At 45.5% G+C, this 15,402-nt stretch carries 14 protein-coding genes; 1 reads left to right on the forward strand and 13 read right to left on the reverse strand.

The genetic code is table 11. From position 1 onward, the window contains the following. Positions 1-99 precede the first annotated feature (99 nt). From F6K52_RS09905 to F6K52_RS09915, 3 genes are all read right to left on the reverse strand, one after another. The gene (locus F6K52_RS09905; RefSeq protein WP_293076888.1) at positions 100-2,805 is read right to left on the reverse strand and encodes a hypothetical protein; all 2,706 of its coding nucleotides are present in this window, start codon (positions 2,803-2,805) and stop codon (positions 100-102) included. A gap of 68 nt (positions 2,806-2,873) precedes the next feature. Next, positions 2,874-3,062 carry a hypothetical protein gene (locus F6K52_RS09910; RefSeq protein ID WP_293076890.1) on the reverse strand — a complete coding sequence of 63 codons (189 nt, stop codon included), beginning with the start codon at positions 3,060-3,062 and terminating at the stop codon, positions 2,874-2,876. 132 nt (positions 3,063-3,194) lie between these two features. Further along, positions 3,195-3,848, reverse strand: coding sequence for a phage tail protein I (locus tag F6K52_RS09915; protein WP_293076892.1), 654 nt, complete (start codon positions 3,846-3,848; stop codon positions 3,195-3,197). Positions 3,849-3,898: 50 nt separating this feature from the next. Between F6K52_RS09915 and F6K52_RS09920 the strand changes: the two genes are divergently transcribed. Beyond that, on the forward strand, positions 3,899-4,123 hold the full coding sequence (locus F6K52_RS09920) for a hypothetical protein (RefSeq protein ID WP_293076894.1): 225 nt from the start codon (positions 3,899-3,901) through the stop codon (positions 4,121-4,123). Here the strand turns inward: F6K52_RS09920 and F6K52_RS09925 are convergent. The 10 genes from F6K52_RS09925 to F6K52_RS09970 all read right to left on the reverse strand — a co-directional run. Beyond that, positions 4,083-6,182, reverse strand: a complete 2,100-nt coding sequence (locus F6K52_RS09925; RefSeq protein ID WP_293076896.1) for a LamG-like jellyroll fold domain-containing protein — start codon at positions 6,180-6,182, stop codon at positions 4,083-4,085. The genes F6K52_RS09920 and F6K52_RS09925 overlap by 41 nt on opposite strands. 264 nt (positions 6,183-6,446) lie before the next feature. After that, complete coding sequence (locus tag F6K52_RS09930; protein WP_293076898.1) at positions 6,447-10,508, reverse strand: baseplate J/gp47 family protein; 4,062 nt, start codon at positions 10,506-10,508, stop codon at positions 6,447-6,449. A 546-nt stretch (positions 10,509-11,054) separates the two neighbouring features. Beyond that, on the reverse strand, positions 11,055-11,270 hold the full coding sequence (locus F6K52_RS09935; protein WP_293076901.1) for a hypothetical protein: 216 nt from the start codon (positions 11,268-11,270) through the stop codon (positions 11,055-11,057). Positions 11,271-11,278: 8 nt separating this feature from the next. Then, positions 11,279-11,671: a GPW/gp25 family protein gene (locus F6K52_RS09940; protein WP_293076903.1), complete on the reverse strand. Its 393-nt coding sequence runs from the start codon at positions 11,669-11,671 to the stop codon at positions 11,279-11,281. Positions 11,672-11,686: 15 nt separating this feature from the next. Beyond that, positions 11,687-12,112, reverse strand: coding sequence for a PAAR domain-containing protein (locus tag F6K52_RS09945; protein WP_293076905.1), 426 nt, complete (start codon positions 12,110-12,112; stop codon positions 11,687-11,689). Between the two features lie 33 nt (positions 12,113-12,145). Next, positions 12,146-12,985, reverse strand: a complete 840-nt coding sequence (locus F6K52_RS09950; protein ID WP_293076907.1) for a phage baseplate assembly protein V — start codon at positions 12,983-12,985, stop codon at positions 12,146-12,148. Then, positions 12,982-13,281, reverse strand: coding sequence for a hypothetical protein (locus F6K52_RS09955; protein WP_293076909.1), 300 nt, complete (start codon positions 13,279-13,281; stop codon positions 12,982-12,984). Before F6K52_RS09955 ends, F6K52_RS09950 begins: the two co-directional genes overlap by 4 nt. A gap of 30 nt (positions 13,282-13,311) precedes the next feature. Next, positions 13,312-14,385, reverse strand: a complete 1,074-nt coding sequence (locus F6K52_RS09960) for a contractile injection system protein, VgrG/Pvc8 family (protein ID WP_293076911.1) — start codon at positions 14,383-14,385, stop codon at positions 13,312-13,314. Between the two features lie 2 nt (positions 14,386-14,387). After that, on the reverse strand, positions 14,388-15,206 hold the full coding sequence (locus F6K52_RS09965) for a LysM peptidoglycan-binding domain-containing protein (RefSeq protein WP_293076913.1): 819 nt from the start codon (positions 15,204-15,206) through the stop codon (positions 14,388-14,390). Then, on the reverse strand, positions 15,197-15,402 hold a 206-nt coding region (locus F6K52_RS09970), incomplete at its 5' end, for a hypothetical protein (protein WP_293076915.1). The genes F6K52_RS09970 and F6K52_RS09965, both read right to left, overlap by 10 nt.

The following is a 15,402-nucleotide window of genomic DNA, read 5'->3' on the forward strand; positions in this document are numbered from 1 at the left end:
TTTTATCTTTCGATAGCTTTGCCCACCCTACAATTATACTTATGAAGTATAGAATATTTTCCGGAATCACATCACTAGGGCTTGATCAATAAACAATGATTAACCCAGCCCAAAAGCCACAAAATTAAAGCTACCATCCTCCTTCTCGGCATTATTATTGGGGCTAGCGTCAGTCATATAAAATATTGCACTACTAGATGAGACTTTAATATTTATTAAATTGTCATCTGCCTCGTCACTGCAATTTGCAACGACAACAGGAGTAGAGGAAAAGGCTGGAGAGAATGTAACTGTATATGTTCCTTTGCCTGTGCGTGTGCTACTGAACCCACTTCCTGAGGCTTTAGTCCCATTTGAATTCACCCTACCAGCAATTACTCGCTGAAAGTTAGTACCGCCTGAACCTAATTGTACTTTTCCATTAAGAAAGGTATTACCTTCTACTTTTAATTTGTATGAACCTGGATCTGTTGTGCCGATACCAAGATTACCTGCAAAGTAGTTATCTCTAGTACCTCCAAACCATGCAGAATTGTGTTGACTGCCAGTCCATCCATCATGCTCTACAAATAAACGAACTGCTTCCCCTGAGCTTCTGACTTGGAAGATCGGCTCACCAGCATTGGGATTTTCTTCTACTCGATAGACTAAGCCGGTTGCCCCTTGAGTACCATCGTCACCGCGATGATTGCCATCGTTGGGAGCTTCCATGAGCAGAGTACGCTCACCAGAGACGTTGCTGCTAGCACTAAAGCTGCCAGTGACAGTTAAATTACCATTGAGAGTGGTTCCACCTGTAACAGTTAAAGCCCCAGCTACACTAAGATTACTATTGAGAGTGGTATCACCAGTAACAGTTAAAGTGCCACCTACACTAAGATCACCAGAAAAGCTGGAAGTGTGATCATCACCACCTCGCAATACAGTAGCTTCATTACTTCCCCCTAAATGTAGGTAGCCATAATCATTACTGGCCACATGCAATTTTATCAAGCTGGTCTTATCGTTTGCACTAATCCTCAATCCTTGACCTGCTGCGGAGTTAATGTGCAATGGTTCTTCAGCCGGATTAATGCCAATACCAACCTTGCCTGCGAAATAGTTATCTCTAGTACCTCCAAACCATGCAGAATTGTGTTGACTGCCAGTCCATCCATCATGCTCTACAAATAAACGAACTGCTTCTCCTGAGCTTCTGACTTGGAAGATCGGCTCACCCTCAGAGGGATTTTCTTCTACTCGATAGACTAAGCCGGTTGCCCCTTGAGTACCACCGTCACCACGATGATTGCCATCCTTGGGAGGTTCCATGAGCAGAGTACGCTCACCAGAGACGTTGCTGCTAGCACTCAAGCTGCCAGTAACAGTTAAATTCCCTTGTACTTTTAATTTCGATGAACCTGGATCGGCTGTGCCAATGCCAACATTACCATCTTTAATCACCATCTGGACTGTGCCACTACTACCAGCATTCAGTTCGTTATCGTGATGAGAGCCACCTTTGTACCAGGCAAAGTTTGTAGCGGTGCGAAAATACTGTGTATGACTCTGAATACCGATGCCATAGCTTTGATTCCACAAATTAATCATCTGCCGCGTGTTGTTCTGGAAACTGAGGGTTGCAGAGTCGTCGATGGTCAAATTATTGAGAGTGGTTCCACCAGTAACAGTTAAAGTACCACCTACACTAAGATCACCAGAGAAGCTGGAAGTGTGATCATCACCACCTCGCAATACAGTATCTCCATTACTTCCCTCTAAACATAGGAAGCCATAATCACCACTCGCCACATGCAATTTTATGATGCTAGTTTTATCGGCTGCAGCAATTTTCAATCCTTGACCTGCTGCCGAGTGAATGTGTAATGGTTCTTCAGCCGGATTAATGCCAATACCAACATTACCTGCGAAGTAGTTAGCTCTGTCAGTACCTCCAAACCATGCAGAATTGTGTTGACTGCCAGTCCATCCATCATGCTCTACAAATAAACGAACTGCTTCCCCTGAGCTTCTGACTTGGAAGATAGGCTCACCAGCATTGGGATTGGTTTGGACTCGATAGACTAAGCCGGTTGCCTCTTGAGTACCGTCACCGCGATGATTGTTGCTGTTGGGAGCTTCCATTAACAGAGGTCGCTCACCAGAGACGTTGCTGCTGAAGCTTAAACTTCCATTTACTGTGGTATCACCAGTAACATTCAAATCACCTTCAATAACAACCAAACTACTAGCACTATTACCACCAGAACGCAGGGTCGGTCCAGTGATTGCACCACTATCCAAATTACCACTAGGCAAACGCACTCCAGAATACTGGCGTACACTGAGATCAGGAGTCACAGTACCGTTTCCATCAATTGCCAGCTTTGCCAGAATAATCGAGTCCTCAGGCAAATTTTCCAAAGTAGCAACTTGGATATTGGGGTTTTCGTGCCAGCGCCTGGCACCACTGCTACCTAAACTGCCATCAGTTGTCTGATCCGATTGTTCCTCTTGATAGGAAATAACTAAGTAAACTTCATTATTGTTGTGCGCACTAAGATCGATTGGTGGAGAGTTTGTACTCAGAATAATCTGCCGACCTTGAGTGTCAAGAGCCGTACCAGGTTTGACAATCACCTGATTAGTAGCAGTATCAAGGGTAAAACCATCACAAATTCCCGAAACCCGGAGGAATTGGTCTAGGCGGCGCTGTCGGTCAATATGATACTTTTGTTCATCAATAAAATCCTGGTCTTTTAAAAACTCACCGTCAAAGTAGCGTACCCGCTTGTCAATGTAAGGGTACTGAGTATAATCTGCCATTTTAATTTTCCTAGTTATTGTTTGTTTATAGTGGTTTGCGACTTTATTAGGTACATATTTTTGGGTTTTTAGAGAATCGTAGGGTGGGCATTGCTCTCGAAAGCTCTTTGATCAGTTCCGCGATCTAAATGGGCAATGCCCACCAATTCCTCTAGGAGGGAACAGGGAACAGGGAATAGGCAAGAGGCAAGAGGCAAGAGGAACCCCCCTAACCCCTCCCAGGAGGGAATCAGGAACAGGCAAGAGGCAAGAGGCAAAAGGCAAAAGTGAAAAAATATTGTTTACCTGATTTAGACTAGAAACCGCTATACTTTCCTAATCTCCCTATCTCCCCATCACCCTATCTCCCCATCACCCCACACCCCACACCCCACACCCCACACCCTTAGTTACGATATCGTTGTAGTGCCCAATAGTGTAGTCTCGCCAAGGATAATGCCTGTGTTAGCACCAGTTGGCTGATTGATAATTTGCATGCTGGGTATTAACACCCGCAAAGCATAAAAGGTGTGAGCTGGTTTCTCCTGATTGACAATTGCTTTCGCAATTTCTTCCTGACGTTGGAGCAGTTGAGGGTCTCGCTCATTCAAGGTGATTGTCACCTGGAAGTAGTGAGGGGGTTGTTCAAATTCGTAGATTTTAACGTCTTCTTGAGTGTAAAGTTCTAGCATTTGCTTCACTCCCGCCTTAGTGCCCCGTTGGCGATAGAGAGGAACAATATTGCTAATAAATCGGCGTTTAGTTTCCTCACTCCAATCCTCTCGCAAACTTAAAGCCACCCAACTGGCCAGCCAAGGTATAAACTCAGTTGGTGCTATCTCTGACTCTACTGATAGATCAGGATGATTATAGGGATTGAAGTAAGTATGGATACGGTCAATGTACTCTTCTAGAGCCAACTGATCAGGATTGGGATCCTCAGTATCCCTGGGTAAAAAACCACTCATTACCCGCTCCAATGCTAACAAGAACCGACCAACAAAAGGGTCTTCCTGAAAGTTAGCTGGTAGATAGTTTAGATAGCTACTTGGGTTGTTGGACATAAGTCAAGGGAATAGGGAATAGGGAATAGGGAATAGGGAATAGTGGGGAGATGGGGAGATGGGGAGATGGGGAGATGGGGAGATGGGAACCCACCCCTAACCCCTCCCAGGAGGGGAATATGGGGAGATGGGGAGATGGGGAGATGGGGAGTTTGGTGTTATTGTTGCTAATCCCGATTCCCTGTTCCCTGTTCCCTGTTCCCTGTTCCCTGTTCCCTACTCCCTACTCCCTTACTAGCTGCTTAATTGCCATTGATCCCCTATGTATTCCATGATTACTAAATTCAACTGTAGGTTGAAGTCTACTAACTCATAGTTTCTCAGTTTAACTCTGATCAGCTCTTTTTCGATAAACTGGTAGGTTTCTTTCGGTTTACTGCGTTCCTGCCGCCAGGTTCCTAACTGAAGCACCTTTGTCCCTGTGGTTGGAGTTTGGCTTAGAGCTTGTTTTAGGGTAATTTTATTGCTGGAATAATCAACAGTGTCAATTTCTATATTTTCGGCATTGCTATTAGTAAAAATGATCGCAACCGTATCTCCCGCTGCCAATCCCGTTACTTGATTAACCTTGAACTCAAGAGGGTTAGAGCTATCTTCAGTAATCTCAAAAGTAAGGGGACGGACAACCATTGTTCCCAGTCCATAAGCTTTATTTAAAGCTGAAGACAAGGTCAATTGTTTTAGTCCTTCCTCAATACTACTAATCGTATAGTACTCCTGATTACTACTGCTCGGGTCGAGTTGAATAGTATCCCCTAGATTAAAACTGGTGGTGTCTTGAACCGTAATCTGAGTCTGGGATCTTGGGCTTGCCTGAGTTAAAACAGTAGTGGTTAGATCATGAGTATGAACCATGACATCCTCAACATAGTCCACTCCAGGGATGCGATCGAGTAATTGATATAGCTCCGAAACGTAAATACTCCTACCAAAAGGCCAACCCTGACCATCCCAATAAGACCGGGAATTAACTGGGTGGAAGAAAGCTTTGGCCTCGTGGTTTGCCTGGTTTTGAACCTGCTCGGCATTGCCCCCTGCAACTAGATAGAGTCGCGCCCAAACTCGCAAGGGTAGGTAGTCTGGGATAACTACATGATGGCGTACAGTCAGCAAGCGCCGTTCATCCAAGAAAGACCATAAGCCTTGCAACAGGTTAGCTGTGATATTGGGTTGATACCAACTGGCTCCTTGGATAGTTCCATGATTTCGCTTAGGAGTCTGATCATGAGCAATAGTACCAGAGTCTCGATCCAAATTCCAATAACCAACTAATCTCTTTTCTGTACCTTTAAGAAAGTTATTCATCTCCTGTTTAATATCTGCCTGCAAGCGGACTTCCCCCCAAACCCGCAATTGAGTTATTGTGCCTTGAAAATAATGGCTTTGGTTACCTTGACAGCCAAGATAAAGGGATGAAGTATTAATAGTATTATCTATAGTATTATCTGAATTTATATCTTCAATAAAGCCTTCTAATTCTCCATCAATATATAAGTACAGTATTGAACTATCTTTGACAAAAGCAACGTGATGAAACTTGTCATCATTAATCGCTTTGGTAGAACTAATGGTAGCAAAGTTAGTACCGTCACTTCTAATTACCTGTAATTTACCCGATTGGTTGTCATATCTAATCCCATAAGGAAAACCGCCAGAACCACTACCTTTTTCTAAGATACTATTATAGGTTTCTTGGGTTCTAGCTTGGACTTTTTCAGCTCTGATCCAAACTTCAATGGCAAAATCGTGATCGTTAGCAAAATTAAGTTGGTCTGAGTGAGGGATTTCCAGATAATCATCTTCCCCATCGAAGGAGAGCAAACTATAGTTATCAGCCAACGTTTGAGGAACCACCAGCAAGCTAATGTGTCCTGGGGCAGGTTCTTCTTTGTCAGTTGGTTCACTCAAAGCCAGATTCTGCTGAGAAAGGCATCGTGCCCTAGCAACTACACCAAAAAGACCAAGAGCCTTAGCTGTTGGTGTTTCGTGCCAGTCTTGTAGTACCAGTTGTTCAAAATCCTCACTACTGACTGCCCGGTAGCGTTGCCGCAAATCCACAATAGTTTGCTGCACTGCTGTCTCCAAATCCCCTTCCAGCTGCCACTTAGACCCATTCAGCAGCTTCAAAAACATTTTTGTGTTTTCATCTGGGATCTGATTAGTCCGGTAAATCACCATCTCCGTCAACCAAGCCAACATCTCGATCAGGATGATGCCAGGGTCAGTAGGATTGTGGTCAGTCCAATCAGGATACTCTTTCGGTATTAGAGCAATAGCCTCTTCCAAGAGGTCAGCATAATTACGGTCATCTAGGTTAGGTAGTGGTAGGGGCATTATGTTGAAGGTTTAAGGTTGGTTGAAGGTTGAAGGTTAGTTGGTTGAAGGTTAGTTGGTTGAAGGTTAGTTGGTTGAAGGTTAGTTGGTTAGTTGGTTGAAGGTTATTTGGTTGAAGGTTGAAGGTTGAAGGTTGAAGGTTGAAGGTTGAAGGTTAGTTGGTTGAAGGTTGGTGGGTTGAAGGTTGAAGGTTAGTTGGTGGGTTGAAGATTCCCGATTCCCGATTCCCGATTCCCGATTCCCGATTCCCTACTCCCTACTCCCTCAAAAATCCAAAGTAATCTGATGGTCACCGGAATAGATTAGAAATCGGTTCTTTTGTTCCTCAGGTATTTCGGCGAGGTCAATGGAGAGATAGTTAACATAATTCACACCTGGAACGGATTCGATTAACCGATACAGGTCTGATTTATGGGGCTGACGACCAAAAGGCCAGCCTTGACCTTCTACTCCACCAGTCAGGGGATGTAAAAAGTGGTTCAGGGCATCGTTGACCGCAATTACAACTGTTTCGGCAAGGTCTAAGGAGAGGGGTACAACCTCAGCTGTGACTGTAACTTCTACCCAATAGGGTCCCGTCACTCGCAGGTCTAGGGTGGGGGCACAGCGAGCCAGGATGTATTCCTCTACTAAGTTAAGCAAACCAAGACTGGGAGTAGGTTGGGGTGCTGAAGAATCCGGTAGAATAATCAGTTCTACTTGACCGATATCTCCTCTGTTTAGATAAGGGCTATTGTCAGCATGGTTACTTGTGCTCTTGGGGGGTAGGTTGAAATTTCCTGTCAGAGAACCATCAGGGTACTCGATGGTGACATCACCGCTAATGTTAACATCGCCCAAGTTGACCATAGTCACGTACCATTCCCTTCCAAGACTGAATTGGCTGGGTGTGACTGGGTAAATCAGTTCCCGTCCGCTAGATTGGTCAGAGGTAAAGATTTTTTCGTCATAGGCTATCGTCTGTCCTGGACCATTAATCTTGACCTGCAGCTGATAGCTGGTTGGGGGATCATTACCCTGGGACCATAAACTGACCGTGATCGTCCCTGATTGCTCCAACGGCAGGTAGTAGTTTGGCAACCACTGTAAGTCTTTTGGGTTAAATTCAGGAGTCATTGCCCATGCCCTGGCTACATCAGTGGATGCTTGGTAGACCAAATCTTCAATGTCTTCGGCAGTTACAGCTTTGTACCGATGGCGCAATGTCTTCGGTCCTTGTTCCTTAACCCACTCTAGAGACTCCTGATCGGCTCCACCACTAGCAGCTTCTACGTTAGTGACACTATCTACATAAGGCACTGTGGTCTTTAGCTCAGTGATGGTGTGAGCTGGTTTGTTACCCTGTTTACCACCACCTGTGCGGTAGTAAACCATACGGATATTGTTGCTACCTAGGGCAGGTATCTTTCCCTGTTGGTCGTTGCCAAAGCTTACTTCTCCCGTCAGGTGATTGAAAATATAGTGACGGTCTTCTGGTCCGGAACCATAGAAATCTGATACTTGTTGCCAAACTACCCACACCTCCTCTTGTAGATCCGTTTCTTCCTCTTCCCGGACCTCTAGTTGTTGACCCTCTAATACAGGAAATTCCAGGGTGGAAAAGGTCTGATGGGGATTCCCATTACTTGAACCGAGGATTTCATTCTCAATGGTGGTTGCCTGGGTTGCCCAAGTTGTATTCAGCAGCAACCGCCGTAGTCGGGGTGGCACTCTAAAATCACCCCCTTGCCAGGGAAGTCGCAGCCAATATAAGTCATTACCAAATTCTGATTGCTTTGTCAAGTCAGTTGGTCCAATAAATCGGACTAAACCTGGTTGACTCATGGCAGCGGTCTCATCAGCTTCAATACCCAAGCGCACCCAACGGTCAAGGCTGGAATATTCTGCTACTATCACTGCTGGCTGAGTTATGGTAGGACTTGTGGCCAATTCCCCTGGTGCTGGGGGTTCTACCTGGGCATAGATCGTGGTGGAGCGGTTGGCGAAGGGGGCATCAAAGCCTAGGTAAAGGGTGGGTCTCAGGTCTTGAGTGGGAGTAAAAGCCTCAAAGGGCGAGCCATCCTGGTTAGCTTGAGTGGTGCAATCTACATAGGTGAAATCATTGTAGGTCAAGCAAGCTGAGAGAGGGGAATCACCAGAGTTGTAGCTATAGCTTAGGGTGAGGGATTTTACCACTGGTGGCGCTAAAGCTGAGGCTGGTAGGAGTACTACACTCGTTTCCACTGGATGAGATTGAGTGAGGTTGCTCGTCAGGGTGAGGGTATTCTGGTTGAAATTGATACTAGCAATCTCCAAGTCTTCTTGCTTGTCAGTACCTGGATCAATCCGGATGCGATCGCTAGGCAAAAAACCTCTGACACTATCTACCTTGATGGTGTTGATACCACTGCTAACCTCTTGTTCAAAAAGTTCGACTGTTGCTCCACTAGCATGGTCGGAATAGATAGTATTGGTCAGAGTTAGGGTATTAGAGCTAATACTACTAATTTCCGCATATTCCGGTTGACTAGTTTCTGCCCCAATCACAATAGAGTCATTAGATTGAAAGCCACTAGCGCTACTGACCCGTAGCGTATTGTCTCCACTGCTAACAGCTTGAGTGAGTGTGGTGCTAGCGGCACGAGATGGGTGGAGTGTGGTACTGGTCTGTTCTGCGGTAGCTTCCTCAGTACCATAATTACCCCTGATCATCCGAGCACGAAGCCAATAATTACTTTCCCCATTCACTGGCTGCGGTTCCATTTGGTCAGGGAGGGTGAAAGTAAATGCACCGCCAATAGTGAAGTTGGCAGCAGAGTCCCCAGAAGTATTATGTTTAACTATCTGCCAAGTACTACCATTCCAGACTTCCCAGCGGACTTCCACACCTCCAGTGTTATTAACCGGTGGAGCATCACTACTTAAAACCAAATTAATGGTAACTTCGGCTCCAGGTTTAGATAAAACTTCCTGACTAGCCAGATAAAAGGTATCGTTGAAACCAGGTTCCTCACCAAAGGGGTAGAAATCTTTGCTCAGATCCAGTTCATAGGTATCGAAAAAGCACAACTCTGGTACTACATCACTGCCATTAATTTCGACACTGGCACTAATCTGATTGATCCCAGGCAATGACTGAGGTGGAGGTAATGGAGTATTGGTAAGCTGAGCTTTAAGCCAGGCAGCATTGATTCCATTAATACTATCCTGACTGGGGACTGGCAGATTCTCCATCGACACCTGCCACTGACTGTTACCTGAATTAGTCAAGCTTGGGAACGACTTGCTAATTTGGTTCTGGTCGTCAATGTCTAGACGGGCCAAACGGATATGAGTATTGGCTGGTTTGCTAGTATCCGTCTCCTCAATCAGTTCCACTACTGGTTCTGAGTCACTGTAGGAAATTACTACTAGCCTAGTTTGACTAGAATTAGGACTCCAAGGCAAGGAGTATATCTGATTGAGATTAATCTCTTGACCTTGATAATCTATCGCCTTTCCTGGTTGGACGATAACTTCACCAGAGCCAATTTGAACCTCTAAGCCCTCAATAATTCCTAGTATTGGTTTCCAGACCTCACCATTCCAGTAAAACCAAGTAATTGGTATTGCTGCTAACCCAACTGCATTAGGAGAGTCAATAGTTACCGTCAGAGTTTTCGATTCAGGTAAGGTCAGCAGGTGGTCACAAGCCAAATAGAGGGAATGTTCAATGGGCTGATCTCCTGCAAAGGTTAGAAAAGCAGCATCTTCTTGACCCGTCCCTGGCTTAGTGCGATCGCTATAGCGGTCTTGTTCCGGTTCCCGCACAAACACTGCTTGCAGCTGCACATTGGTCAAGACTAAATCACGCTCAGTCTCGAAAATAACCTCTTCTTCCTCTCCTTCTGTGGGCGGTGCTGCCACCTCTGTCTGAGCAGGAACTAAGGCTTCTGTACTACCAGTTGCCAAATAAAACGTCAAGGGTACTCGTGCTGGTCGGGGTGGTCCAATGCTAGTGCCAATCAAATCCAGAAAGGCGAGGAAGTTTTGATCCGGGACTTGATTAAGGCGATCGCCGACTATCGTTGCCAGATGACTAAAAATACGAATTAGTGACCGACCAGCATCCGGCTTGTTATCTGGCAAAGGACGCCAGTCTGTGAACGCCTTAGCGCACACCTCCGTATAGGCAACGATGTCTTTATAGCTACGTTCATCAATCTTTGGAGCTTGCATAAGAAAGTAGGGAGTAGGGAGATGGGGAGATGGGGAGATGGGGAGATGGGGAGATAGTAGATGTAGGGTGGGCAGTGCTTGAGACTGATTAATTTGAATGGGATTAGCTTGGTAGGCACTGCCCACCATCGGATTAATCTGGTTGCGTACGGGTTTTGTAGAAGTAGGGTGGGCAGTGGAGCAGAGTGATTAATTTGAATGGGATCAGCTTGGTAGGCACTGCCCCCCATCGGGTTAATCTGGGTGGGTTTTGCCTCAATGCACCCAACCTCCCGTCGGGATCCCCCTCCCGTCCCCCGCGCGGAAGGGGGAAGCCAGAGGAGTAGAACTGCCCACCTTACGATTGCGTTCGCGAAGCGGTTCCAAAGGAACATCGCATTCTGTGGCACTGCCCACCATCGGATTAATCACTGGGTGGGTTTTTGATCAATCCACTAATCCCCCGTTGGGATCCCCCTCCCGTCCCCCTTAATAAGGGGGAAGCTAGAGCAGTTGTTGATGTAGGGTGGGCAGTGGATCACAGTGATTAATTTGCTTGCGTTCGCGAAGCGGTTCCAAAGGAACATCGCGTTTTGTGGCACTGCCCACCATCGGATTAATCACTGGGTGGGTTTTGGATCAATCTACTAATCCCCCGTTGGGATCCCCCTCCCGTCCCCCTTAATAAGAGGGAAGCTAGAGCAGTTGTTGATGTAGGGTGGGCAGTGGATCACAGTGATTAATTTGATTGCGTTCGCGTTTTATGGCACTGCCCACCATTGGATTAACCGATTGATTAATTTGATTGCGTTCGCGAAGCGGTTCCAAAGGAACATCGCGTTTTGTTTTTGCGTTTTGTTTTTGCCTTTTGCCTTTTGCCTTTTGCCTTTTGCCTTTTGCCTTACACCCCACATCCCAAATTAATAGTCTAAATAGAATGGATAAACTAAGTTAAAGCGATTATTAGTACGTCGCACCTGGTAGTTTATTTCTATCAGGAGACGATTAAATTGGGTTTCATCGGGGTAGACACCTACATCTAGAACCTCAATGCGCGGTTCCCACTGGGTCAAGGATTGGCGTACCTCCACTGTTAACTGTCCAGCTGTCCCAGCGCTGTTGCTGGCAAATACTAAATTATGAATACCGCAGCCAAAATCCGGGCGCATCAGCCGTTCTCCTGGAGCAGTACTCAGAATCATCCAAATCGACTGGCGGACACTATCCTCATATTCCGCCATTTCGATTTGTTTATTTGGGTCGAGTACTACGGGGAAACTCCATCCCACTCCGAGAAAATCAGTAGTCGTCATGGTTCCATCTCCTTATCAACCGCCAATAAATACCGTCGTCGGCTTACCAGGCCCAGGAGATACCGTGCCGTGGGGAGGGGGTAATTCACTACAGGTCTTAACTGGGTCACCAATGCGCGCCACTGGTTTACCCTCAATTTTCACAGAGGAACTACCCTTGGTAATCTCAGCTGTTTTGTTAGGTTCCTTGACAAACTTAATCGGTGACGTTCCTGGTGGCGGTATCGGTGGGTGTGCTTGGGTTTTACCCTGGCTCCCCTCTAAGGCCACAAGTTTACCACCAATTTTGACCTTTTTACTCAACTTTTGATCGAACTTTCCTTGGAAAGGAATTGGCATTGGCGCTACAATTGGCGACGCAGGAGCAGGTGGTTGACCCTGGACTTGGTGCGTACAAGATGTCACTATTAAATCCCCTTCTCTGGCTACTGGTTGACCCATGATTTTTCCTATTCCATAAAACTTACATTAAGGTTAATTAATCAGTACCTCACTTCCTTTAATTTTAACTTCTTTACTAGCTTCAAAGTGCATCTCATTCTTAGTTTGAATTTTGCTACCATTAGCATTAACTTTAAATGACTCATCTGTCTTCATATCCAGGTTTTTTTTAGCAGTTATTTTAATACCTTCCTCGGAAATAATTTCGATACCATTACCACCGAGCTTAAGCTTACCTTCTTTAGATTCAATTGTAATCGAATTATCTTTAGTATTAATAATGATGCTGTTTTTGCCAGTTTTGTCAATTACTTCAATTTTTTCCTTATCCTTAGTATCATCTAAGCGAATAGTGTGACCACTTTGAGCAATTACTTCGATTTTGGCTTTGTCCTTAGTATCATCTAAACGGATAGTATGTTGATTATGGGAAATCACCTCAACTTTTTCTTCATCCTTAGTATCATCTAAGCGAATAATATGACCACTAATTGATTTTATTGTACGCTTGTTAATCGTCTTTTTATTACTATCTTGCTTATCTGTTTCAGGAGACTCAGGTGGTTTATCTTTGCCATTCCATACTCCCCCTAGGATATAGGGAAAATTGATATCACCTTGTTCAAACGCTACCAGCACTTCATCATTCACTTCCGGCAAAAAATAAATACCACGGTCATTACCAGCCATGGGAGTTAATACCCTAGCCCAATAGCTTTCATCATCATCTGAGAGCCAAGGAAACTTGACCTTGACTCGCCCCAAGTTTTCCTCATCACTATTGTTAGTCACTACTCCCACCGTAACCCCATAGAAACGACCTCTTATTTCAGGGGAACCTAGCAAATTAGTTAGTAAATCTATGCTTGTCATAATTGATATAGGGGTTTGCGACTTTTTAAGTACATATTTTTAGGGAACAGGGAGCAGGGAGCAGGGAGCAGGGAATAGGCAAGAGACAAGAGGAACCCACCCCTAACCCCTCCCAGGAGGGGTAGGCAAGAGGCAAGAGGCAAGAGGCAAGAGGCAAGAGGCAAGAGGCAAGAGGCAAGAGGGAAAACAATCCTGTATACCTGATAGTTATCCAAACCGCCGTACTGTATAGTATTTCCCCATCTCCCCATATTCCCCTCCTGGGAGGGGTTAGGGGTGGGTTCCCATCTCCCCATCTCCCCATCTCCCCATCTCCCTATAAAAGCTCATGACGTCCCATTCCTCCTCACCTTAAATGCTGTGCGATACCCTCGTTTATGGGAATAGGTATGGATGGTGGATGTCACATAGTAGTCACCACTAAACTGTTTACCCACCCCTTGGATAGTAATAACGGTACCTGCTCGCAAGTCAGGGCGTCCGACACACAAACCCTCCCCACTGATGTATTCTAGACCCATGTTCTTAAATCTCCCGTGAGCGATTTGCTCAGCTTCCGCTAGACTGAACACAGGGCGATACAAACGTTCGGTGGTTTTTTTCCCACTACCTAAAGCCTGATCTACAGCCTTAGCACCACTGTTGTTACTACTAGAACTAGGGTTGGTTCGCCCAATGAAGGCTTTCTTGTCCTTCGGGTTCCAACCGTGTACCTCCACCTGTCCCACCTGGGTCAAGCTGGTCAGTCGGGACGAAAAACTGAGCAAATCCTTTCTTTGAACTAGAGTCAACACTGACTTGGATTTATCCTGATGGGGCTGAAAATATAGTGTTTTATCTTGAACCACTACCTCATAACCCAGTCGTTGAGCACGGCTCTGAAGAAATTCCATGTCTGTTTGATTATGCTGTAGTACATAGTCCAAAGCCACCTTTGTGGTTACTCCCCCATACTTGAGACCGGCTTGTTTGGCAATATCTTTAGCAATATCGCTGTCTTTCTTTTTAGTAAACGAGCGAGTGTTGTAACCCCGAAGCAATCGATGACTGTAGTCGTAGCCGCGCACTGTCAACAGAGGAATTTCCTTATGGGCAAATTGTGGTTCCAGACCGGTGATCTGAGCGATCATCAATTTTTGCAGTTTCCCTGCACTACCCCCGTAGCCCATAAAAATCTCTACCTCACTGCCTAGTTTAAACAGTTGCTCATCCATCCACTCTTGGTTTTCTTGGTCCCAGTTAGCAAGCTTGATGGTAAACATAGTGGGAGTACTAACGTTTTCATCCACAATTACTGCCATCACATCAGACCGCAACTGTTGTCCGCTGATCACAATTCTGAAGCTAGGGACTGAGGTAGCGGTACTATTGCTACTGGTTTGAGGAGCTGTCGAGACCATGGTTAATTTGAGGTTAGATTAAGTACCGGGATGGTCAGAACTTGACCTGGTGTCAGGTTACGGGGATTAGTAATCCCATTAGCCTTGGCAATCTCTCGCCAGACGCTGGGGTCATTATATTCAACACCCGCAATGCTGCTCAGGGTTTCTCCACGTCGGACAACGTGGATTGGGTCGTCATCCCGTGCTAGAGAACTGCCCTTTCCCCGTTCCTCGTCCTCTTCAGGGATGAACTGATGGAAGGTACAGTTGAGGGCGGCTCTGACTGGCATCCCATTAGGCGTAAACATAGTAAAGCGCTGGGTTAGTTGTCCGAGATACCCCTTAAAAATCCGGTTAAATGCCCCCCACCAGAGTTCACATACAGGGGGACGTTTTAAATCAGAATCAATCAGAGTCAACTCAAAAATCTTATTGGTATACTCTCGAACATCTACAGCATTGGGTGTTGATAATCCATACACACCAGTTAAAGACGAAGCCGCTGTTGCCGTTCCCGATGCAACTCGTTTGAGGGCAGAACTGCCGCCCCCGGATGTACTTTCCGGTAGTCCCTCGTAGGTGTCAAAAAATAGTTCAAGAGTCAGGGTTGCTGGATCCCCACCAATAAATTTAGTATCACCGCGATCGCGGTTTTTGATAGTTTCATTACGCCATTTGGTTGTCTTGGTAATTTTAATTTCATTAGGATTGAATAGAGGCATTGGTTTGTTTTCTGGAAAAACCACCTGCCATTTTTTTCCTGGTTGCTCCTTGAGGATAGTTAATTTATCTAACTCTGCTGTTTTTTGGGCTAGATTATTAAACCCTGTTAATGCCATTGTGTTAATCCCCTCCGCTCACTTTCTATGGTGAGATGCTGCATCAGTTTATGGTGTACTTTGTCTACTAGTTCATCAACATCAATGTGCTCGACAGACTGATTATTTGTGGTAGCGCCTGAAGTATTTTCTGATGCTTTCTGAATCACGGTATTTGCCTGTAAGCTAGTAGTTGATACAGATGTTGATACTGATG

The sequence above is a fragment of the Moorena sp. SIO3H5 genome (assembly GCF_010692395.1).
In the GTDB taxonomy this organism is placed as follows: domain Bacteria; phylum Cyanobacteriota; class Cyanobacteriia; order Cyanobacteriales; family Coleofasciculaceae; genus Moorena.